Origin of the sequence: Streptomyces sp. NBC_01537, from assembly GCF_045040445.1 — a bacterium.
In the GTDB taxonomy this organism is placed as follows: domain Bacteria; phylum Actinomycetota; class Actinomycetes; order Streptomycetales; family Streptomycetaceae; genus Actinacidiphila.
In genome coordinates this window covers 8,719,829-8,738,942 of sequence record NZ_CP109392.1, presented here as the reverse complement: position 1 = coordinate 8,738,942, position 19,114 = coordinate 8,719,829, and the positions used below count along the sequence as shown (strand labels likewise).

Genomic DNA, 19,114 nt, shown 5'->3' with positions numbered 1-19,114 from the left:
GGCATCCGCCTAGAACAGGCCGAGCGGCTGGGTGCCGTAGCTGACCAGCAGGTTCTTGGTCTGGCTGTAGTGGTCCAGCATCATCTTGTGGTTCTCGCGGCCGATGCCGGAGACCTTGTAGCCGCCGAACGCCGCGCCCGCCGGGTACTGGTGGTAGCAGTTCGTCCAGACGCGGCCCGCCTTGATCGCGCGGCCCATGCGGTACGCCCGGTCGCCGTCGCGGGTCCACACCCCGGCCCCGAGGCCGTACAGGGTGTCGTTGGCGATCTCCAGTGCCTCGGCCTCGTCCTTGAAGGTCGTGACCGCGAGCACCGGGCCGAAGATCTCCTCCTGGAAGACCCGCATCTTGTTGTGGCCCTTCAGGACGGTCGGCTCGAAGAAGTAGCCGTCCGTGAAGTCGCCGCCGACCTCGGCGCGGTGGCCGCCGGCCAGGAGTTCGGCGCCTTCCTTCAGCCCGATCTCCACGTAGGAGGCGATCTTCTCGACCTGCTGGCGGGAGACCTGCGGGCCGATCATGGTGGCGCTGTCGAGCGGGTCGCCCTGCTTGATGGCGCGGATCCGCGCCAGGCAGCGGGCGATGAACTCCTCGTAGATGTCCTCCTGGATCAGCGCGCGGGAGGGGCAGGTGCACACCTCGCCCTTGTTGAACGCGTACAGCACGAGGCCCTCGACGGCCTTGTTCAGGAAGCTGTCGTCGGCGGCCATGATGTCGGAGAAGAAGATGTTCGGCGACTTGCCGCCCAGCTCCAGCGTGGCCGGGATGATGTTCTGCGCCGCGTACTGCATGATCAGCCGGCCGGTGACGGTCTCGCCGGTGAAGGAGATCTTGGCGATCCGCTTGTTGCTCGCCAGCGCCTTGCCGATCTCCGCACCGGGGCCGTTGACGACGTTGATGACGCCCGGCGGCACGACGTCGCCGATGACCTCCATCAGCTTCAGGATCGACCACGGGGTGGGCGAAGCGGGCTTGATGACCGTGCAGTTGCCGGCGGCCAGCGCCGGGGCGATCTTCCACGCCGCCATCAGCAGCGGGAAGTTGAACGGAATGATCTGACCGACCACGCCCAGCGGCTCACGGAAGTGGTAGGCCACCGTCTCCTTGTCGATCTGGGTGATCGAGCCCTCCTCGGACCGCGCCGCCGCCGCGAAGTAGCGGAAGTGGTCGGCGGCCAGCGGGATGTCGGCAGCCAGCGTCTCGCGGACCGGCTTGCCGTTCTCCCAGCTCTCGGTGACGGCGAGCATCTCGGCGTTGGCGTCGATGGCGTCCGCGATCGCGTTGAGGACCTCGGCCCGTTCGGCCGGTGAGGCCCCGCCCCACGCGTCCTTCGCGGAGTGCGCGGCGTCCAGGGCGAGTTCGATGTCCGCGGGACCGGACTTCGGAACCTCACAGATCGGCTGACCGGTCGCAGGGCTGACGTTCGTCGTGTACTCGCCGGTGGTGGGAGCCTCCCACTTGCCGCCGATGAAGTTCTCGTAACGCGGGGAGACATGTACGGGGCTGTCCTGTGCGCCCGGAGGTGCGTACTTCATGACGGTGCCTCTTTTCTCTTCCACCACTGCCCGTCGGCGGGAGAAGTGGGGTGCTCACATCGTGTGTCCGCGCCGGGTCCGGCGTCCGGGGCCGAACGGCCCTTCGGACGGGGCCGTTCCGTACCGTCCTGAACCCCCGGGCGCACCCGCCCCGTGACGGCCGGGTGTTCCGTCAGCCGTCGGATTCGTCGGCCGGGCCGACCGGCACCAGGGCCACGGGGCAGTGGGCGTGGTGGAGCAGGGCATGGGTCACCGGCCCCAATTGCAGCCCGAGATTTCCCTTGCGGCGGTGTGCGGCGATCACGACGAGATCCGCCGCCTCGGTCGCCTCAAGGAGGGTGCGCGCGGGCCCGCCGCGTACGGAGTCGGTGTCCGCCGCCACCTCCGGGTGTGCCTCGCGCAGCCTGGCCACGGCGTTGACGGGCACCGCCGCCTCGTCCCGCGAGCGCTGGTCGAGATGCTCCTGCATCCGCTCATCGGGCACCGCGGCCAGACCGACAGGCGTCAGCTGCCGGTACGTCCAGGCATGCAGCACCCGCAGCCGGGCCTTGCTCCGCGCGGCCTCCTCGAAGGCGAAGGCCGCCGCCGCGGCATCGGCGTCACTCTCCAGGCCCAACAGCATCTGGTCGTACCCGAGCGCCGTACGCGCCAGGTCCCGATCGCCCCGTACGACGAGCAGCGGACCGGCCGTGTGCGCGGCGACCCGCAGGCTCACCGAGCCGAGCAGCAGCCCCGCGAAGCCGCCGAGCCCGCGCGTACCGACCACGGTGAGCACCGCGTCCCGGCCCCGCCGTACCAACGCGGCGGCGGCGTCCACGCCGGTGACCGTGGTCGCGATGCTCAGCTCCGGCGCGCGCTGCCTCGCCCGCTCGGCGGCCAGCTCCAGCACGGACTGCGCCACGTCGATCGTCGGCTCACCGCCGTGCCCCCACGGCCACCCGTGCACGATCTCCAACGCGGCGCCACGGCGCTGCGCTTCCTCCGCCGCCCGGTCCAGTGCCCGCAGGGAGACGTCGGAACCGTCCACCCCCACGACCACATAGCCGTGCGGCGTCTCGGCAAAGGGCGTCTGCCACCAAACTGCGCGGTTGTCCATCTCTCGTGTCCCTCCCACTCCAGGGGCCGACACCCTGCCCGCCCCATCAGCAGCCTGGCGGGTGCGGTGAGACGTACCCATGGGCCGGTCGGCCCCGGTCAGGGCCCTGCGGCCCCTCCCTGGGCCCCGGGCCGGACGGGAGCATGGAATCGGGATTCCACGAAGGAGGTCGGCACCATGTCACGCACTGTTGTCGCAGGTCTGGACGGATCGCCCGAGAGTCTGGCCGCGGCCGAATGGGCGGCCCGCGAGGCCGAGCGCCGCGAAATTCCGCTGCGCCTCGTCCACGCCTGGGACTGGCAGCCGCTGCCGTACGCCCCGGTCGACGGCACCGAACCGCACCGCCACTGGGCCGAGCGCGTACCGCGCGAAGCGACGCAGAAGCTGCGCCTACACCACCCCGGCCTGGAGATCGACACCGAACAGGTGAAAGAACAGCCGATAGACGCCCTCCTGGCCGCCGCCGCAGACGCCGAGCTGCTGGTGCTCGGGTCGCGCGGCCTGAGCGGGATCGGCGGCTTCCTGGTCGGCTCCGTCGCGCTCTCGGTCCTGGCGCACGCGACCCGGCCGGTGGTCCTGGTCCGCGCAGGCGAGCAGGAGCAGGACGAGCACCTCCGGGATGCCTCCGGCCGGCCCTCCACGGGCTCCCCGTACCGGGATGTCCTGCTCGGCCTCGACCTGACGCGCCCCAGCGACGCCGTGATCGAGTTCGCCTTCGACGCGGCCCGGCGCCGCGCCACCGGGCTGCGCGTCATCCACGGCTGGAATCTCCCGCCGTACTACGGCTACGGCGCCGCCATCGATCCCGGACTCAGCGCGGAACTGGCCGAGCAGGAGACCAGTGCGCTGACCGAGGCGCTGCGTCCGTGGCGCGAGAAGTACCCCGCGGTCCACGTGACCGCCCACGCGGCGGTCGGTCGGGCCGCCGACCACCTCGTCGACGCGGCAGCCGACGCCTCCCTGGTGGTCGTGGGCCGCCGCAACCGCGGTGTGCCCATCGGCGCCCACATCGGTCCGGTCACACACGCCGTCCTGCACCACGCCGCCGCCCCCGTCGCAGTCGTCCCGCACGACTGAACGACGCCGCCTCGCGTGATGCCCCGCCGCCCGGATCGGGCCACGATGGTCATGACGACGAGGGGAAAGCGATCCCGGAGGAAGCCATGGTCACGAAGGCCCCGGCCCTGACAGACACACCGCTGCTGCTGGACGGCGTCCTGCCGGACTTCCGCTTCGCCCGTCTGGAGACCACCGCGGTCGGGGCTCCCCCGGGCGTGGTGTTCGACGCGGCCCGCAATCTGGACCTGCTCAGCGTCCACTCCCCGCTGTTCGACGCGGTGACGTGGATGCGCGCCATGCCGGACAGGGTCCTGGGCCGCACCCCGCCGCCTCTCCCCTCGTTGCGCGTCGCCGACCTCTTCGACCTCGCAACCAAGGGCGAGCAGCCCTGGCTGCCGCTCGGCGAGGCCCCCGGCCGCGAGCTGGTCTTCGGAGCGGTCGGCAAGGTGTGGCGCCCGTCCATCGAATGGCGGTGGATCACGGCGGGGAACTTCGCAGCCTTCGACGAGTCGGGCTGGGCCAAGATGGCCGCCTCCTTCGTCGTCCACCCGTACGGTGAGCGGCGGTCCCTGCTGACCTACGAGGCCCGCACCGCCTGCACCGACCCCGACTCCACCGCGCAGTTCCTGCGCTACTGGACACTGGTCTCGGCCGGCGTCGGCATCGTGCTGCGAGCCACCCTCAAGGCGGTCAAGGAGGCCGCCGAAACGGCAGCAGCTGTGACTCCTTGTCCTGCATGACACCCATGCAGCGCTCTGACCGACCGGGTGCGCTTCACCGCCTCTGCCGGTGTGCACGGGGAGCCTGACGGCTCGGGCCGTCCCCGGGGACGTCGCTCCGGGAGAGCGGCTGGGAGTGCCGCCGGGAGACCAGCACCTCCAGGCCGTCCAGGATCCGTTGCAGCCCGAACTCGAAGTGGTCGAAACCGGGTGCGAAGGTGTCTTCGGACAGGGAGGCGAGCGCGGGGTAGCGGCCGCTGGCCATGGCCTTCGTCAGTATCGGGATCTGGGCCGCGTAGAACTCGCCGTTCGTCAGGCCGGAGGTCCGCTCCGCCTCCTCCTGGTGGACCTGGGTGCGCGCGGCCCCGGCGACGTAGCCGTCGAGCATGACGATTGCCGAGACCAGCTCCGGGTCGGTCAGGCCCATGGGCTGGATGCGCGCGAGCACCCGCTCGATGGCGTCGAGCGCGTTCGGGCCGAGGATCGGGCGGGACTGGTTGACCCGCACCAGCCAGGGGTGGCGGCGGTAGAGGTCCAGGGCGGTGCGGGCCATGGCCTCCAGCGCGGCGCGCCAGTCGCACGCGGAGTCCGCCGGGTCGGCCGGGTCAGCCGCGGCCGGCGGCGGGAACCGTACGCGGTCCAGCATCAGGTCGAGCAGTTCGGCCTTGCCCGGCACATACCGGTACAGGGACATCGTGCCGGTGCCGAGCCGGTCGGCGATGTTGCGCATCGAGACCGCGTCCAGGCCCTCCTGGTCGGCGATCCCGATGGCGGCTTCCACGATCCGCTCGACGTCCAGGCCCGGCTTGGGACCGCGGCTCGGGCGGGGGCCGGTATCCCACAGCAGCGCCAGGGTGTGCGCGACGCCGGCGCTGCCGCTGGTTTCCGTACCGCTGCTGTTTCCCGTGCCGCCGCTCGCCATGGGCTCAGGGTAAGTCCCGGCCGAAGAAACTGGGTACACCGTACGCGCGACCCGGTACGGTGTAACGCATGGACGGCTACGTGGTGCTGGCCGAGGGCCTGGGGAAGAGGTACGGCGGCAAGCGTGCCCTCGACGGCTTCGACCTGGCCGTCCGGGAAGGCACCGTGCACGGGCTGCTCGGCCCCAACGGCGCGGGCAAGACCACCGCCGTGCGCATCCTGGCCACCCTCGTCCGGCTCGACGAGGGCAGGGCGACCGTGGCCGGGCTCGACGTAGCCCGGCAGCCGCGCGAGGTGCGCGCCCGGATCGGGCTCACCGGGCAGTACGCGGCCGTGGACGAGGTCCTCACCGGCCGACAGAACCTGGAGATGTTCGGACGGCTGTTCCACCTGGGCCGCAAGCGGGCCCGGATGCGTGCCGCCGAACTGCTGGAACAGTTCGACCTGGAGGCCGCCGCCGACAAGGGCGCCGGAGGCTACAGCGGGGGCATGCGCCGCCGCCTCGACCTGGCGGCCTCGATGATCCTCGCCCCGGCGGTGCTCTTCCTCGACGAGCCGACCACCGGGCTCGATCCACGCAGCCGCGGCGAAGTCTGGGAATCCGTACGGTCGTTGGTGGCCGGCGGTACGACAGTGCTGCTCACCACGCAGTACCTGGAGGAGGCCGACCGGCTGGCCTCCCGCATCACCGTCATCGACCAGGGGCGGGCGATCGCGGACGACACCCCGGACGGCCTGAAGAACCGGGTCGGCGGCGACCGCGTCGAGGTCGTGGTGCGCGAGCGGGCCCACATCCCGTACGCCCTGACGGTCCTGGCGCGGGTCGCCAGCGGCGAACCCGAGGTGGAGGAGGCCGAGTTGCGGGTGCACGCTCCGGTGGCCGACCGGGTGGCGGCACTGACGGAGGTGGCCCGCACCCTCCAGGACATCGGCGTCCCGGTCGAGGACATCGGGCTGCGCAGGCCGAGCCTCGACGATGTGTTCCTGCACCTGACCGGACACCGTACGGATGCCGACCAGACCGGGGAGGCGGCGGCATGAGCGCGCCGACCGTGGACCCCGAGCCGGCCGTCGAGCCCGCGCCGACGGCGCCGCCCCGTCGCCGTACCTACCGGGGGCGTCCGCAGCATGGCCGGGTGTTCTGGGTGATCGCCGACTGCTGGAACGTCGTCCGGCGCGGCCTCACCCACTACCGCCGCCAACCCATCAGCATCGTCTGGCAGTTGGGCTTCCCGATCCTGTCCGTCCTGCTGTACGGGTACGTCTTCGGCAAGTCGATGAGGGTGCCCGGCGGCGGTGACTACAAGGAATACCTGATGCCGGGGATGTTCGTGATGACGATGGCCTTCGGATTCGTCAACACCGCGACGATCGTCGTGTACGACTCCAAGAAGGGGGTCATCGACCGGTTCCGCTCCATGCCGATGGCGTCCTCCGCCGTGGTCGCCGGCCGTGGGGCGACGGACCTGATCGTCGCCTGCGTGGAACTGGGCATCATGATGGGCACGGCATACGGCATGGGATGGCGTCCGGACGGCGGGATCGGCTTCGCGCAGGCCTTCGGGCTGCTGCTGTGGCTGCGGTTCGCGCTGATCTGGCTCGGTGTGTGGCTCGGGCTGACGGTGCCGGGCCCCGAGGCGGCGGCCGGACTGTTCGCGGTGGTCTTCCCGCTGACGATGATCTCCAGCATCTTCGTGTCACCGCAGCTGATGCCGCACTGGCTGGGCCAGGTGGCGCTCTGGAACCCGATCTCCTCCACCGCCTCGGCCGCCCGCGAGCTGTTCGGGGCGCCGACGGCAGTCGCCGCCTCCTGGCCGGAGCAGCACGCGCTGCTGCTCGCGGGGGCGTGGCCGGCGCTGCTGACCCTGCTCTTCCTGCCGCTGGCGGTGGGGCGGTTCCAGCGCCTGAGCAGGTAGCGAGCACGACCCGGCGGGCCGTCAACCCGACGACGTTCCAGCTGGAAGTCCAGCTGGAACGAACTGTCGGCTCCCAAGCCCGCGTCGTCCTGGTACGGGTCGATCCAGCGAAGGCGAAGCCGGACTCGAGCATGCGGCTGCTTCAGCGATCGAGCGGCTCGTACTCGAACCAGTCGAAGTGAGCGGATCCGGCTGAGGCGAACATTCCGATGACCCGGCCGGTGAAGCCGCCGCCGACCTCCGTGGACAGGTACCGGCCGTCCAGTGATGTGAGCTCGACGAATGTGCCGTCCGGTTCCTCGATGCCGATCGAGACGGTATCGGGGCCGGTGCGTGCATCGTTCACCGTCTGTACGGCGGCCACCTCGATGCGGAGAACCACAGGTCCGGGAGGTGCCGGCCGGGACGCCACGACTGCGTTCAACGGCCCGATGCGGGCGCGCACCTGCACCTCGTCGGCCGAGGCCTCGATGTCGTAGTGGTGCTGCTCGTCAAGGCGGACGGCCAGGCCACCGCGTCCTTCCGTCACGTCGACCACGGCTCGAACCCGGCAGGACAGATGTTGCTGTCGCCGGCCGACGAATGTGACGTCGGTGTCGTCGAGCGATTCGCCGCGGGCGTGCAGAGTCAGCCAGCCGGGCCGTTCCTTTGTGGTGCAGTCCTCCGGGGGACGGTGACGCAGCGAGATCCAGTACGGGGCCAACTCACTCATGTCGAAGTCGTCCCGGCCCGGCACGACGGCATGGGGCTGCAGCGGCCATGAGGGCGCAGGCATGACGGAGGACAGTTCGCCGACGACCGGCCAGCCGTCGACCCAGTCGACCGGCACCAGAAACGTCTCCCGGCCCAGTACGTGCCAGCCGGGGCTGCCACCGTGCGGGCGGACGCCGAGCAGCACCATCCACCACGAGCCGTCGGGCGCCTGTACCAGGTCCGCGTGGCCGGTGTTCTGAATGGGGAGGTCGGTGCCCCGGTGGGTCAGGATCGGGTTGGCCGGGCACGGCTCGAACGGGCCCGTGGGTGTGCGGCCACGGGCGATCGAGACGCCGTGGCACCGCTCGGTGCCGCCCTCGGCGATGAGCAGATACCAGTAGTCGCCGATCCGGTACAGATGCGGTGCTTCCGGGGCCTTGGCGCCGGGGGTGCCGGACCAGATCCGGCGCTGCGCGCCGAACGTCTCCCCGGTGTGGGGATCGATGCGGATCTGTCCGACGCCGGCAGTGGTGCACCAGCAGTTGCCGTCGTCGTCCCAGGCGAGGTCCGGGTCGATGCCTTGCACCCCGGGCAGCCGGATCGGCTCGGACCAGGGGCCGGCCGGGTCGGTGGCCGTGAACAGCAGGTTGCCGTCGCCGCTCACATTCGTGACGATCAGCCAGAAGCGGCCGTCGCGGTAGCGCAGCGTGGGCGCGTAGATCCCCCCTGAAGAAGGCGCGTCGGGCGGCAGGCTCAGTTGACTCGGCCGGTCGAGTGCGTTGCCGATCTGGGTCCAGTGCGCCAGGTCCCGGCTGTGGAATATGGGCACGCCCGGGAAGTATTCGAAGCTGGAACACGCGACGTAGTAATCCGCGCCCGCCCGGCAGATGGACGGATCGGGATGAAAGCCGGGGATCACAGGATTGTTGATGGTGCTGCCCGTCTCAGGCTTGCTCGACACCCTTATCGAGTCCTTTCGCTGGTTCGGCGGCCCGGACGAGCGTGTCAAACGGCGGCTCGCAGGAGGCACCGCTGGACAGTACTCCTTCGTCGTCGTAGTCGGTGACGCTTTCCACCGTGGTCAGGCAGCTGCAGTCCGTCCCGTTGTGCAGGTTCCACCAGTCGACGGCGGCGCTTGAAAACCAGTGGAGCAGCGCCGCCGTGTGCCATTACCGTGCTGCCGAACCAAGTTGTCTAGGCAAGGACGTCCCGTTGTACACCGTGTGAGACCTCCCGAGTGCTGATTCGTCGCGCGTCGCGCCTGTGCGCCGCGCTGCCTTTTGCTGCGGACTTCTCACTGAAACCGGTGTACTTCTGTGCTCGAAAACTGGGTGGTCGTGCCCACCTGCCTGCCGCTCGTTCTCCGCCGTTGCCACGCGTGCGCGTCCGAGCGCTTCCGGGCAAACGGTAAATTTCGCGTCAACGCAAACCACAAGCTCCTCGACGCCTGGCTCCTCGTGCTCTGTACCGCTTGCGGGGAAACCGCAAAGCTCACGGTCCTGGAGCGGATGAATGTGCGCTCCGTACGACCTGAGCTGCTGGACCGGCTGCATGACAACGACCCTGGCCTGGCAGCCGAGCTGCTCCAGGATCCGGTCGTGCGGCACCGTAATCGCATCGCCCTCGACTGGGACAACGCCTGGCGCCTCGACACCGGCGGATCGGATCACCTGGACCACGAGGTGATCGACGTCTCGGTCCGTTTTGCGGCACGGATCCCTGTCCGGCCGGTGCGACTGATCGCTGAAGGTTTCGGTCTTTCGCGGGCCGAGGTCGAGAGACTGATCACGGAGGGGAATCTCGTTTCGGCAGTCCGGCTGAGCGGCAAGCTCTCCGGCGACTTCACCTTCACGCTCAAGCGCTGAGCCTCCTCGGGGCCAGGGCCTGTCCGGCAAGATCCGCCGGACAGGCCCTTCTCGGTGTGGTCGGTCAAGGCAGGATCTCGACGTACCCGTCGGTTCCGTGCACGCGGATCCGCTGCCCGTCCCGGATCAGCCGGGTGGCCTGCTCCACGCCCACGACGGCCGGCAAGCCGTACTCCCGGGCGATCACTGCGCCATGGGTCATCAGGCCGCCCACCTCCGTCACCAGGCCCGCGATTCCGACGAACAGCGGCGACCAGCTGGGGTCCGTGAAGGTCGTGACCAGGATGTCGCCCGCTTCGAGATCGGCCTCCGCCATGTCAAGGATGACGCGGGCCCTTCCCTCGACGGTCCCGGCGGAAACCGGTAGGCCGATCAGGGCGCCGGCCGGGACGTCGTCGCGCCGGTACGCCCCGGTGACGGCCTCGCCATCCGATGTAAGGACCCGGGGCGGTGTGAGCGCGTGGTGCGACCGGAAGGCGTCCTTGCGCTGCTGGATGAGCTGGTCATCCACCTGGTTCGAGCGCACGGCGTCGTGGAGTTCCTGGAACGTGAGGTAGAAGATGTCCTCCTTCTCAGGAAGCACGTCGGCCTGTACGAGGCGCTCGGCCTCCTCCATCAGTGCCTGCTTGTAGACGAAGTAGCGGCTGACGATGCCGTACTTCGGGTACTCCCGGTACCCGATGAAGGTTCTGACCCGGTCGATCATCCGCTTGGCCTCGTCGGCTTTCCGGTCCCCGTCCGGCAGGGCCCGCAAGCGTGACAGCACGTCCTGTTCCTTCTGCTGCGCCTTCTGCCGCCCTTGCTCGAAGCGCCGCTCGGCGGCGCCCGGCTCGAAGTTCCTGACGTTGTCGAGGATCACGGGCACGAGCGTGGTGGGGCGCTCGCGCCAGCGTGGCCTCGTGATGTCGATCTCGCCGACGCAGCGCATGCCGTACCGGTCGAGGTAGGCATCGATGGCGTCGCGCGCTTCGGTCCCGCCCGCGAGCTTCGCCAGCTCGTCCAGGAAGCCCTCGTCCTCGACGCCCTGCAGGAACGCCACCACCTCCGACTGCGGGCGGATCACGTCCGCGACGTCGAGCAGCGCCAGTCCCATCTCCGACGTGACGTTGTCGGGGGCGGACAGCGTCAGCGTGTCAGCCGCGTTCTTCTCGCCCAGCCACTCCTGCAGCTTGTCGTTGAGCCACCACGTGGCCTCCATCCCCGCCATGATCGCCTGAAAATTCAGCGGATCACCGAGGACACGCTTGTGCTCCTCGAAGGCCTCCAGCAGGAAGTCGAACAGCGCCGGTCCGGTCTTCGTCCGGATGTCGCGCTCCAGGGCGGCGACGGACGCCTGGCTGCGCTCGATCAGCTCGGTGACGATGGCCGGATCGGGCTCGATCGGGGCGGGCGCACCGCCGGCCGGCGGCCCGCCGGGACCCGCGTCCGGGAGCGACGGGACGAAATCGTCGCGGTCGAGGACGGTCTCCAGCGCGTCCCTCACGAGCGGATCGCCTCTCCCCATGACGTCCAGGAGGCCGGCGCGGCTCGCGGGCGAGGCCAGGCGCCGGGTGACGTCGACGAACAGCCTCCCGCCGGCCTCGTGCATCGGCACCATGGCCGTCAGCTGCCACATGGAGAACCCCAGGGGCTTCATGGGGTCGGTCATCATCTGCTGATGACCGACGGAGACGTAGACGTGATTCTCCTGGTCGCCGGCCTCGGGGATGGGGATGGGGAACAGCGTCGTGATCGGCCGGCTCTGAACGATCTGGAAGCCATCGTCGACCAGGCACCATTCGATGTCCTGCGGGCGGCCGAAGTGCGCTTCGATCCGCCGCCCCAGCTGCACGAGCCGCACCACCTGCGCATCCGTCAGCGACGGCTGCTCCTGCCGCTGCGAGTCGATCGCCACTTCCTGCGTACCGCCGGCCGGCAGGGCGTGAACGGCACGCTGTTTGGCGGCGATCGCCTTGGCGACGACTTCGCCGTCTCGCACCTTGAAGACGTCCGGGTTCACCAGGCCGGAGACCAGGGCCTCGCCGAGGCCGAAGCCGGCGTCCACGGTGGCGACCTTCCGGTTGCCCGTGACGGGGTCGGCCGTGAACAGGATGCCGGCCGCATGCGGGAAGACCATTTGCTGCACGACCACGGCCATGTGGACCGTACGGTGGTCGATACCGTTCCGCTGGCGGTAGGTCACGGCCCGCTCGGTGAACAGCGAGGCCCAGCACCGGCTGACGTGCTGGAGGATCGCCGTCGGCCCCACGACGTTCAGGTACGTGTCCTGCTGGCCGGCGAAGGAGGCCGTCGGCAGGTCCTCCGCCGTCGCGCTGGATCGGACGGCGTAGGCGGCCTGCTCGCCGAGCTGGGCGAGCGCGCGGGTGATCGCCGCCGCGAGATCGCCCGCGATGGCAATCCCTTCGATGGTCCGACGAATCTGCGCGCTGAGCGTGCGGATCGCCTCCCGGTCGTCCGGGTTCAGGCGCGACAACTGATCGAGCCGATCGTCGATCGACGGCGCCTCCGCCATGATCCGCCGGAAGGCGTCCGTCGTCACGCAAAAGCCACCCGGCACGCGGATGCCTTCGATCCGCGACAGCCCGCCCAGGTGCGCGCCCTTGCCGCCGACGACCGCGACCTGCGTCTCGTCGACCTCTTGAAGATCCAACACGTACTGCTCGATCACTGCGATACCTCCGAGGCAGCCGTGCTCCGTTGCACTGCGGTGGCCGATCCAATCACCGGCGCCTCCAACTCTGCCGGTCCCACCACTGGTTCGACGTCACCGCGTCCCCCATACGTCGACAACAACACACGCACGTCGTGCCCTCATTTCCGCAGGTTGTGGCATCGGCCGACGATTCTGCGCCGTGACCCGGGGCTTGCCGCAAGCCCCCCAGTGCGCTATACGTTGAGAGTGGCAAGGAGAGAGCTCTCCTTGCCTTTGTCTTTTGCCGTCGAATCGGTGGCGCGCCGCGTAGGGCGGCCAGCCCGGCGCCCACCCGACGCCACAACCGGGCCCTCACCCCGCCCCGGCCCCGACCCCGGCCCCGGCCCCGGATGAACGATCGAGGCTGAAGAGTCTCGTACAGAGCGCGAAGTCACACACTCAAGTTGTGTGACCAGGATTGCTAGTTGGCACCAGGCAACATTCGTGACCTGCACCGATGCCAACTAGGTTCAGCGACTGGAGGTACGGAATCAGAGAGATAGTTGGCACTTTGGTACAGCGCAGGTCACAAGGCCTGTCGCCGCAGCTGGGCACCGACTGCACCTAGCAGTCTCAGTCACGAAAGTCCCCTACCAGGCTCATGAACTAAAGCGTGTTGCAGAAGGCTGTGTTTTTGCAGGTCAGGGCTCAAGTGCGGCTGTTCTGGTCATGCGGCGAGGGCGAGGTTGTGCATGTGGGCGACGGCCTGGACGGCGTGGTGGAGGCCGTCGCCGCGCTGGCGGCAGTCGCGGAGGATCTTGTAGTTCTTCATCCGGGCGAAGGTGTGCTCGACGCGGGCGCGGACCCGGCGGTGCTCGGCGTTGTCGGCTTCTTCGCCGGTCAGCAGGGGCCGGCCGGGGCGTTTGCGGTGTGGGACGACCAGGCCGGTGTTGATGTAGGCGCCGTCGCCGAGCACGGTGACGCCTTGGCACTGGGCCGGCAGGCCGGAGTACCGCCACACGTGGGCGTCGGCCTTGTTGCCCGGGGCCGGCCGGGCGGCAGCGATCACCAGGCGCGTGTAGGCATCGATGATGACCTGCACGTTCGCGGAGAACCGGTAGTTGCGGCTCGAGGCGCCCACGGTCCGGTCGCGCACCGGGATCAAGGTGCCGTCCACGATCCACAGCCGGTCCGCGGCATCGGCGGGCCGGGCGGCCGGCTCGAGGGCCAGGAGCGGCCGCAGCCGCTGGATGACCCGGCACACGGTGGCCGGCGAGACCCCGAACAGCGGGGCGAGCTGCCGCATCGTGAGGTTCGCCCGGTAGTACACGGCCACCAGCAGCACCCGGTCCGCCAGCGGCAGACACCACGGCCGACCCTCGCCATGCCATTGCCGCCCCGCTCCCGCACCACCCGCAACAGCCGATCGAACTGCCGCATCCGCAGCCCCGTGAACGTCTCCACCCACACCGGCTCAGCCCTCAACACCCCACCCATGCAGGAGAAATGCCCAGATCACAGCCTTCTGCAACACGCTTTAGTTGTGGCCATGGGATCGCGACCAGCGCAGATCCGTACGAACCCCAACCGGACGTTCGTGAGTTGATCACGGCTCGCCGGGTTGAACTGGAGGTGCAGGCGGAGAAGTTGAGCCAGGAGCTTCAGGAAGAGCGTGACGAGCTGGAGGAACTCGCCGTCGCCGAGCGGGTCATGCGTCGGCTGGCCGAGCAACTGCGTGCCGAACCAGAGCAGAAGACACCGCCGGCCGCCGGGCAGGTCGCGGGCCGTGTCGTGCTGTTGGTGCCGCAGCGCGAGCGGGGCGTGGACGAGGCGGTCCTGCCCGCGGACTACCAGCGGATCATGGATGTGGTGCGCAGGGCGGAGGGGCCGGTCATGGTCAAGCAGGTCTGCGGTGAGCTGGGGATTTCCCTGGAGCCGACCCGCTCGGAGGCACTGCGCTCGAAGCTGAACCGACTGGCCGAGCGCGGCTGACTGCGCAAGCTGGCCGACGGGAAGTTCACCACCACGCTGTGAACACACCGCGCTGCTCACGCTGTGCGGCTCCAGCCGTAACGTCCGTGCGCTCGGCGGCAGTTGATAGTTCATGTCAAAGAAAACCAGCCCCGCCGGGGGCACTGAGACGGTTGTCTACCAGTCGAGCCTGCACCTGTCCAGGGCCACCCTCACCTTCCTCGGCGACCTGCTGCGCGGCCACCTGAAGAAGATCCGCTCCCGGTGGCGCAAGCTCCCCGGCCGGGAGAATCGCCACGATCGTTCTTGCCGTCCTGCGCCATGACCAGCGCCTTGCCGATATGGCGGGCGGCAACCGCATCTCCGCTGCCACGGTGCGCCGTTGGGTCCTGGAAGTGGTCGAGCTGCTCGCCGCCCGGGCCGAGCGCCTGGAGCGCGCGTTGAAGAAGGTCACCCGAAAGGGCGGCCACGTCGTCCTGGTCGACGGCACCCTGATCCGCACCCGGCGCCGCACCGGGAAGGACAACCGCCGCAACTACAGCGGGAAACACACTGGAGGATCCTCACCAAGCTCCGCCTGCACGTCCGGCACGCCACCACGCTCCTGCGGGCCCTGCTCGTCCTGACGAACCTCGAAGTCACCCGGTGTGCCCTTGGACAGCGAAGTTAGCCGAGAGCGGTTCTGCGACCTGCGGCGACTAACTTCATTGTCCAAGCGGAGGGCTTGATGGCTGGCGATGTCGCTGATTTGGGTGCGGTTCCTCGCTTCGGGTGGCGCGACACGCTCCCACGGGCACCTACTGTCAGACGGGTGGCCAGTTCCGCAGCGCCGCGTCGGCCACCTGCTGGAGTTCGGAGCGAGTGGCGCCGCCGACAGCCTGGACGGCGATGCCGTTCGCCACGGTCATGACGTACCGGGCGAGCAGTTCCGGGTCCGCGCCGGGGGGCAGATCACCCTCGTCGACGGCCTGCTGGAACCGGTGGCGGAGGCGAGCACGGCCGTCGTCGCGCCAGGCGATCAGGGCATCCTGGGCCGCCCGTCCGGAGTCGCCTGAGGCCAGCGAGCCCTGCACGCCCAGGCACCCGGCGGGGCAGCCGGGGCGGGTGGTCGTGCTGACCGAGCCGGCGAGGAACGCCGTGGCCACCTCCCGGGCGCTCGGCTTCTCCAGTGCGCGGGCCGCATAGGCGGCGGGACCTTCGGTGTAGCGCTCCAGGGCCTTACGGAACAGCTCCTCCTTGTTGCCGAAGGCCGCGTACATGCTCTTGCGGGTGATGCCCATGGCGCGGGTCAGGTCGGTCAGGCTGGCGCCTTCGTAGCCCTGCTCCCAGAAGACCATCATCGCCCGCTCCAGGGCCTCGTCGGCGTCGAAGCCTCTCGGCCGGCCGATCGGCGCTTTCCGGGTGATCTCCATGACCCAATCCTACGGCCTTGATACCGATCGGTGCAGAAGTGCTACGGTTCCATTCTGCACCGATCGGTATCTAAGTTTCGGGAGTTCAAGCAATGGGACAGCTGGAAGGCAAGACCGCCGTTGTCACCGGCGGGAGCACAGGAATCGGCCTGGCCACCGCCGCGCGGCTGGCGTCCGAGGGCGCCCATGTGTTCATCACCGGCCGGCGCAAGGATGCGCTCGACAGGGCCGTTGAGTCGATCGGTTCCGCGGTCACCGCGGTGCCGGGCGACATATCGGAGCCGACCGACCTGGACCGGCTGTACGACGCGATCCGTGACCGCGGCCGGGGCCTGGACGTGCTCTTCGCCAACGCGGGCATGGCCACGCTCGCACCGTTGGCTCAGGCCACCGGGGAACAGTTCGATCAGATCTTCGGCGTCAACGTCCGGGGCACACTGCTCACCGTGCAGAAGGCGCTGCCGCTGCTCAACGACGGCGCCTCGGTGATTCTGAACGACTCCATCCGCGCCGACGACGGCCGAGAGGCCTTCGGCCTGTATGCGGCGTCGAAGGCCGCGATTCGGTCCCTCGCGCGGACCTGGGCCAACGAGCTGAAGGGCAGGGGCATCCGGGTCAACACGGTCGCGCCGGGCGCGATCGACACCCCCGGAGTCGACATCGCCATCGGCGAGGAGAACGCGGCCGCCGTCAAGGCGGAACTCGCGGCGGGAGTGCCGATCGGTCGCAGGGGGCGCCCGGAGGAGGTCGCCGCCGCGGTGGCCTTCCTCGCCTCCGCGGACAGCAGCTTCGTGCTCGGCACCACCCTGCACGTCAACGGCGGCGAGAACCAGTTCTGACCCCGCCACGCGGAGTCCCGAACCGTCGCGGGCGAGTCGTCGCCCGCGACATTCCGCCTGGCCGACACGAGCATCCGCGCAGCACGCCCAGACTGGACACGGAGCGCAAGATCACTCCGACCGGCAGGGCCGCCCGGCACCCCCAGCGTCACCTCGTACGACTAGGTTCGCCGGCAAGGAAGCCGAAACGACTGGGTTCACTGTCAAACGCCCGATTGAATGACAGCGGACGGTGACACACAGGGCAAACGGTCTTCACGCCGGACAACCGCCCACGACCAGCACGAGTACACGAACAACGACTCACACCAGCACCGTGACCAGCATCTTCAAGATGGCGGATCTTCAATGGTCTCTCCGTCCAGGACATCCCAGCCGGCCACTTCGGCCGAGGTCACTCCACCGTCACGTTTGTCGAGCGAGTCGTACCACTGGTACATGCCGGCCCGGTCGGCGGTGGGGTCGAGCCTGCTCAGGATGGCCTGGGTGATGTCGGCGAGCTGGCTGACCTGCTCGGGTGCGAGTGCGTCGATGACGTTGTCCCGCACGAAGCTCACGTGACCCGGGGCGGCCTGTCGCACCTTCTGCCAGCCGGCCTCGGTGAGGCGGGCGTTGGTGGCACGCCGGTCTCCCGGGCAGGGCACGCGTTCCAGTAGACCGCGGCTTTCCAGGCGCTGCACGACGTGGGAGAGCCGGGCGAGGGTGGCGGTGGTGCCTTCGGCGAGCTTTGCCATCCGCATGGTGCGGTCGGGTGACTCGGAGAGCATGGCGAGCACTTGGTAGTCGAAGTGGGTCAGCTGGGCGTCACGTCGTAGTTGGCCGTCCAGGGCCGTCGGCAGCAACTCCAGCACGGCGGCCAGCCGTACCCATGCCGCCAGTTGCTCCCGGGTGAGCCATCGCGTGTCCATACTCGCAGTATGCCACCAAGATAGTTGTTGCTACAACCGAAATGATGTGTCATGGTTGTAGCTACAACAAACGGGAGGTCGTCATGGCACACATCAGCATCATCGGCACCGGGAACATGGGGCAGGTCATCGCCGGCCTGGCCGGCAAGGGCGGCAACACCGTGGAGCTCATCAGCAGCGCCGACGCGGACAAGGAGGTCACCGGCGATGTCGTGGTGCTCGCCGTGCCGTACCCGGCCGTCGCGCAGGTCATCGCCCAGCGCGGTGCCCAGTTGGCCGGCAAGGTCGTCGTCGACATCACGAACCCGCTGAACTTCGAGACCTTCGACTCGCTGACCGTCCCGGCCGACAGCTCGGCTGCCGCCGAGATCGCCGCCGCGCTGCCCGAGTCGCGCGTCGTCAAGGCGTTCAACACCAACTTCGCCGGCACGCTGGCCACCGGCACGGCAGGCGGTCAGCCGACCACCGTGCTGCTCGCCGGCGACGACGCGGACGCCAAGGCGCTGCTCGCCGGCGTGATCAGCGCCGGCGAGCTGCGAGCCGTGGACGCGGGCAGCCTCAAGCGGGCCCGGGAGCTGGAGGCAGTCGGCTTCCTGCAGCTCACCCTCGCCGCCACCGAGAAGACCTCCTGGACCGGCGGATTCGCCCTCGCCCAGTGATATCACCGCTCGGGGGATGTGCGGCCGGCGACGCTGCCGGCCGCACATCCCCCGAGCGACCCGGGGCCAACCAGCAACGCTTTCCTGAGCAGTCACGACAAGGAGAATCCCGATGAGCATCGGTCCGGTGCGACTCAACCACGCCGTCCTGTTCGTCGCCGATCTGGCGCGATCCGAGCGGTTCTACACCGAAGTCTTCGGCATGGGAGTCGCCTCGCGCGAACCCCGAGCCAACGCGGTGTTTCTGCGACTGCCGCGCTCCGTGCACGATCACGACATCGGCCTCATGGGCGTCGGCCCGGCCGCGCCACCCAAACGCCGCGGCGGGATCGGCCTCTACCACCTGGCCTGGCAAGTCGACACCATCGACGATCTCCAGCAAGCCCGCAAATTGCTGGCCGAGGCCGGCGCGTACACCGGAGAGTCCAGCCACGGGGGCACAACCAAGAGCGTCTATGGCGCCGACCCCGACGGCAACGAATTCGAGATCATGTGGATGCTCCCGCGCGAGCAGTGGGCCGCGTACGCATCCGGCTCGAACCTTGAACCCCTTGACCTGGCAACCGAGATCAGCCAGTGGAGCGGCGTGCACACCGCCGGCGAGATCCGCTTTTCAACATCCCCAGCCCACGATTAGGCACGGCCGCCAGGCACGACCACATAACATAACCAGGACGTAGCCAGGAGCGACACCTTGGCTGATTCCGCCACCCTTCTCGAACTCGGCGCCGGCGTGCTGCGCGCCGCGCGGGTTGGATGCGCTGGGCTACCTGCAGCTGCAGGTGGGCATGCGCCAGGCGCCCCCGCGCGGGGGCACCTGATCAACCATTGGGCTCGTCCGCGTCCGCGTCCCCAACGCCGATGTCGTCAGCGAGCTGGACCAGCGGCTGCGGC

General features: G+C 69.3%; 18 protein-coding genes and 1 pseudogene. 11 read left to right on the top strand and 8 right to left on the bottom strand.

What is annotated here, in order from left to right; genetic code table 11:
• Nucleotides 1-9: 9 nt before the first annotated feature.
• Together OG607_RS40180 and OG607_RS40175 are read right to left on the bottom strand one after the other, a co-directional pair.
• Nucleotides 10-1,530 carry an aldehyde dehydrogenase family protein gene (locus OG607_RS40180; RefSeq protein ID WP_405734472.1) on the bottom strand — a complete coding sequence of 507 codons (1,521 nt, stop codon included), beginning with the start codon at nucleotides 1,528-1,530 and terminating at the stop codon, nucleotides 10-12.
• Nucleotides 1,531-1,702: 172 nt separating this feature from the next.
• Nucleotides 1,703-2,626: a universal stress protein gene (locus OG607_RS40175; protein WP_405734471.1), complete on the bottom strand. Its 924-nt coding sequence runs from the start codon at nucleotides 2,624-2,626 to the stop codon at nucleotides 1,703-1,705.
• A 177-nt stretch (nucleotides 2,627-2,803) separates the two neighbouring features.
• Between OG607_RS40175 and OG607_RS40170 the strand changes: the two genes are divergently transcribed.
• Together OG607_RS40170 and OG607_RS40165 are read left to right on the top strand one after the other, a co-directional pair.
• Nucleotides 2,804-3,703 carry a universal stress protein gene (locus OG607_RS40170; RefSeq protein WP_405734469.1) on the top strand — a complete coding sequence of 300 codons (900 nt, stop codon included), beginning with the start codon at nucleotides 2,804-2,806 and terminating at the stop codon, nucleotides 3,701-3,703.
• An 86-nt stretch (nucleotides 3,704-3,789) separates the two neighbouring features.
• Complete coding sequence (locus tag OG607_RS40165; protein WP_405734467.1) at nucleotides 3,790-4,425, top strand: hypothetical protein; 636 nt, start codon at nucleotides 3,790-3,792, stop codon at nucleotides 4,423-4,425.
• A gap of 34 nt (nucleotides 4,426-4,459) precedes the next feature.
• On the opposite strand, the gene OG607_RS40160 is transcribed toward OG607_RS40165, so the two are convergent.
• A complete protein-coding gene (locus OG607_RS40160; RefSeq protein WP_405734465.1) occupies nucleotides 4,460-5,326 on the bottom strand; it encodes a TetR/AcrR family transcriptional regulator in 867 nt (288 codons plus the stop codon).
• A gap of 68 nt (nucleotides 5,327-5,394) precedes the next feature.
• On the opposite strand from OG607_RS40160, the gene OG607_RS40155 reads away from it, so the two are divergent.
• Entirely contained in the window at nucleotides 5,395-6,366 is a 972-nt protein-coding gene (locus OG607_RS40155; protein ID WP_405734463.1) for an ATP-binding cassette domain-containing protein, read from the top strand.
• Entirely contained in the window at nucleotides 6,363-7,241 is an 879-nt protein-coding gene (locus OG607_RS40150) for an ABC transporter permease (RefSeq protein WP_405734461.1), read from the top strand. The genes OG607_RS40155 and OG607_RS40150 overlap by 4 nt, the downstream gene beginning before the upstream one ends.
• A 142-nt stretch (nucleotides 7,242-7,383) precedes the next feature.
• On the opposite strand, the gene OG607_RS40145 is transcribed toward OG607_RS40150, so the two are convergent.
• Complete coding sequence (locus OG607_RS40145) at nucleotides 7,384-8,895, bottom strand: glycoside hydrolase family 43 protein (RefSeq protein ID WP_405734459.1); 1,512 nt, start codon at nucleotides 8,893-8,895, stop codon at nucleotides 7,384-7,386.
• 355 nt (nucleotides 8,896-9,250) lie between these two features.
• On the opposite strand from OG607_RS40145, the gene OG607_RS40140 reads away from it, so the two are divergent.
• Nucleotides 9,251-9,799 (top strand): DUF1062 domain-containing protein, encoded by a 549-nt coding sequence (locus OG607_RS40140; protein ID WP_405734457.1) that lies wholly within the window; start codon nucleotides 9,251-9,253, stop codon nucleotides 9,797-9,799.
• 64 nt (nucleotides 9,800-9,863) lie between these two features.
• Here the strand turns inward: OG607_RS40140 and rph are convergent, their stop codons facing one another.
• Nucleotides 9,864-12,467 carry a rifamycin-inactivating phosphotransferase gene (gene rph / locus OG607_RS40135; RefSeq protein ID WP_405734455.1) on the bottom strand — a complete coding sequence of 868 codons (2,604 nt, stop codon included), beginning with the start codon at nucleotides 12,465-12,467 and terminating at the stop codon, nucleotides 9,864-9,866.
• Between the two features lie 691 nt (nucleotides 12,468-13,158).
• Nucleotides 13,159-13,928 (bottom strand): annotated as a pseudogene (locus OG607_RS40130) (transposase family protein).
• A 150-nt stretch (nucleotides 13,929-14,078) separates the two neighbouring features.
• Between OG607_RS40130 and OG607_RS40125 the strand changes: the two are divergent.
• From OG607_RS40125 to OG607_RS40115, 3 genes are all read left to right on the top strand, one after another.
• A complete protein-coding gene (locus OG607_RS40125) occupies nucleotides 14,079-14,423 on the top strand; it encodes a hypothetical protein (protein ID WP_405734453.1) in 345 nt (114 codons plus the stop codon).
• A 112-nt stretch (nucleotides 14,424-14,535) separates the two neighbouring features.
• Nucleotides 14,536-14,727, top strand: a complete 192-nt coding sequence (locus OG607_RS40120; protein WP_405734452.1) for a hypothetical protein — start codon at nucleotides 14,536-14,538, stop codon at nucleotides 14,725-14,727.
• A 49-nt stretch (nucleotides 14,728-14,776) separates the two neighbouring features.
• Complete coding sequence (locus tag OG607_RS40115) at nucleotides 14,777-15,028, top strand: hypothetical protein (RefSeq protein WP_405734450.1); 252 nt, start codon at nucleotides 14,777-14,779, stop codon at nucleotides 15,026-15,028.
• 177 nt (nucleotides 15,029-15,205) lie between these two features.
• On the opposite strand, the gene OG607_RS40110 is transcribed toward OG607_RS40115, so the two are convergent.
• Nucleotides 15,206-15,814, bottom strand: a complete 609-nt coding sequence (locus OG607_RS40110) for a TetR/AcrR family transcriptional regulator (protein ID WP_405734448.1) — start codon at nucleotides 15,812-15,814, stop codon at nucleotides 15,206-15,208.
• A 92-nt stretch (nucleotides 15,815-15,906) separates the two neighbouring features.
• Here OG607_RS40110 and OG607_RS40105 point away from each other — a divergent pair, with 92 nt between their 5' ends.
• A complete protein-coding gene (locus tag OG607_RS40105; RefSeq protein WP_358808860.1) occupies nucleotides 15,907-16,653 on the top strand; it encodes an SDR family oxidoreductase in 747 nt (248 codons plus the stop codon).
• Between the two features lie 329 nt (nucleotides 16,654-16,982).
• Here OG607_RS40105 and OG607_RS40100 read toward each other — a convergent pair whose 3' ends face one another.
• On the bottom strand, nucleotides 16,983-17,561 hold the full coding sequence (locus tag OG607_RS40100) for a MarR family winged helix-turn-helix transcriptional regulator (protein WP_405734446.1): 579 nt from the start codon (nucleotides 17,559-17,561) through the stop codon (nucleotides 16,983-16,985).
• Between the two features lie 83 nt (nucleotides 17,562-17,644).
• Here OG607_RS40100 and OG607_RS40095 point away from each other — a divergent pair, with 83 nt between their 5' ends.
• On the top strand, nucleotides 17,645-18,220 hold the full coding sequence (locus tag OG607_RS40095; RefSeq protein ID WP_405734444.1) for an NADPH-dependent F420 reductase: 576 nt from the start codon (nucleotides 17,645-17,647) through the stop codon (nucleotides 18,218-18,220).
• 112 nt (nucleotides 18,221-18,332) lie between these two features.
• Nucleotides 18,333-18,857: a VOC family protein gene (locus OG607_RS40090; RefSeq protein WP_405734442.1), complete on the top strand. Its 525-nt coding sequence runs from the start codon at nucleotides 18,333-18,335 to the stop codon at nucleotides 18,855-18,857.
• Nucleotides 18,858-19,114 lie beyond the last annotated feature (257 nt).

Excerpts from the sequence above, each read along its gene's own strand:
- OG607_RS40180 (WP_405734472.1), bottom strand. The coding sequence starts at position 1,530 with ATGAAGTACGCACCTCCGGGCGCACAGGACAGCCCCGTACATGTCTCC.
- OG607_RS40175 (WP_405734471.1), bottom strand. The coding sequence starts at position 2,626 with ATGGACAACCGCGCAGTTTGGTGGCAGACGCCCTTTGCCGAGACGCCG.
- OG607_RS40170 (WP_405734469.1), top strand. The coding sequence starts at position 2,804 with ATGTCACGCACTGTTGTCGCAGGTCTGGACGGATCGCCCGAGAGTCTG.
- OG607_RS40165 (WP_405734467.1), top strand. The coding sequence starts at position 3,790 with ATGGTCACGAAGGCCCCGGCCCTGACAGACACACCGCTGCTGCTGGAC.
- OG607_RS40160 (WP_405734465.1), bottom strand. The coding sequence starts at position 5,326 with ATGGCGAGCGGCGGCACGGGAAACAGCAGCGGTACGGAAACCAGCGGC.
- OG607_RS40155 (WP_405734463.1), top strand. The coding sequence starts at position 5,395 with ATGGACGGCTACGTGGTGCTGGCCGAGGGCCTGGGGAAGAGGTACGGC.
- OG607_RS40150 (WP_405734461.1), top strand. The coding sequence starts at position 6,363 with ATGAGCGCGCCGACCGTGGACCCCGAGCCGGCCGTCGAGCCCGCGCCG.
- OG607_RS40120 (WP_405734452.1), top strand. The coding sequence starts at position 14,536 with ATGTCAAAGAAAACCAGCCCCGCCGGGGGCACTGAGACGGTTGTCTAC.
- OG607_RS40110 (WP_405734448.1), bottom strand. The coding sequence starts at position 15,814 with ATGGAGATCACCCGGAAAGCGCCGATCGGCCGGCCGAGAGGCTTCGAC.
- OG607_RS40105 (WP_358808860.1), top strand. The coding sequence starts at position 15,907 with ATGGGACAGCTGGAAGGCAAGACCGCCGTTGTCACCGGCGGGAGCACA.
- OG607_RS40100 (WP_405734446.1), bottom strand. The coding sequence starts at position 17,561 with ATGGACACGCGATGGCTCACCCGGGAGCAACTGGCGGCATGGGTACGG.
- OG607_RS40095 (WP_405734444.1), top strand. The coding sequence starts at position 17,645 with ATGGCACACATCAGCATCATCGGCACCGGGAACATGGGGCAGGTCATC.
- OG607_RS40090 (WP_405734442.1), top strand. The coding sequence starts at position 18,333 with ATGAGCATCGGTCCGGTGCGACTCAACCACGCCGTCCTGTTCGTCGCC.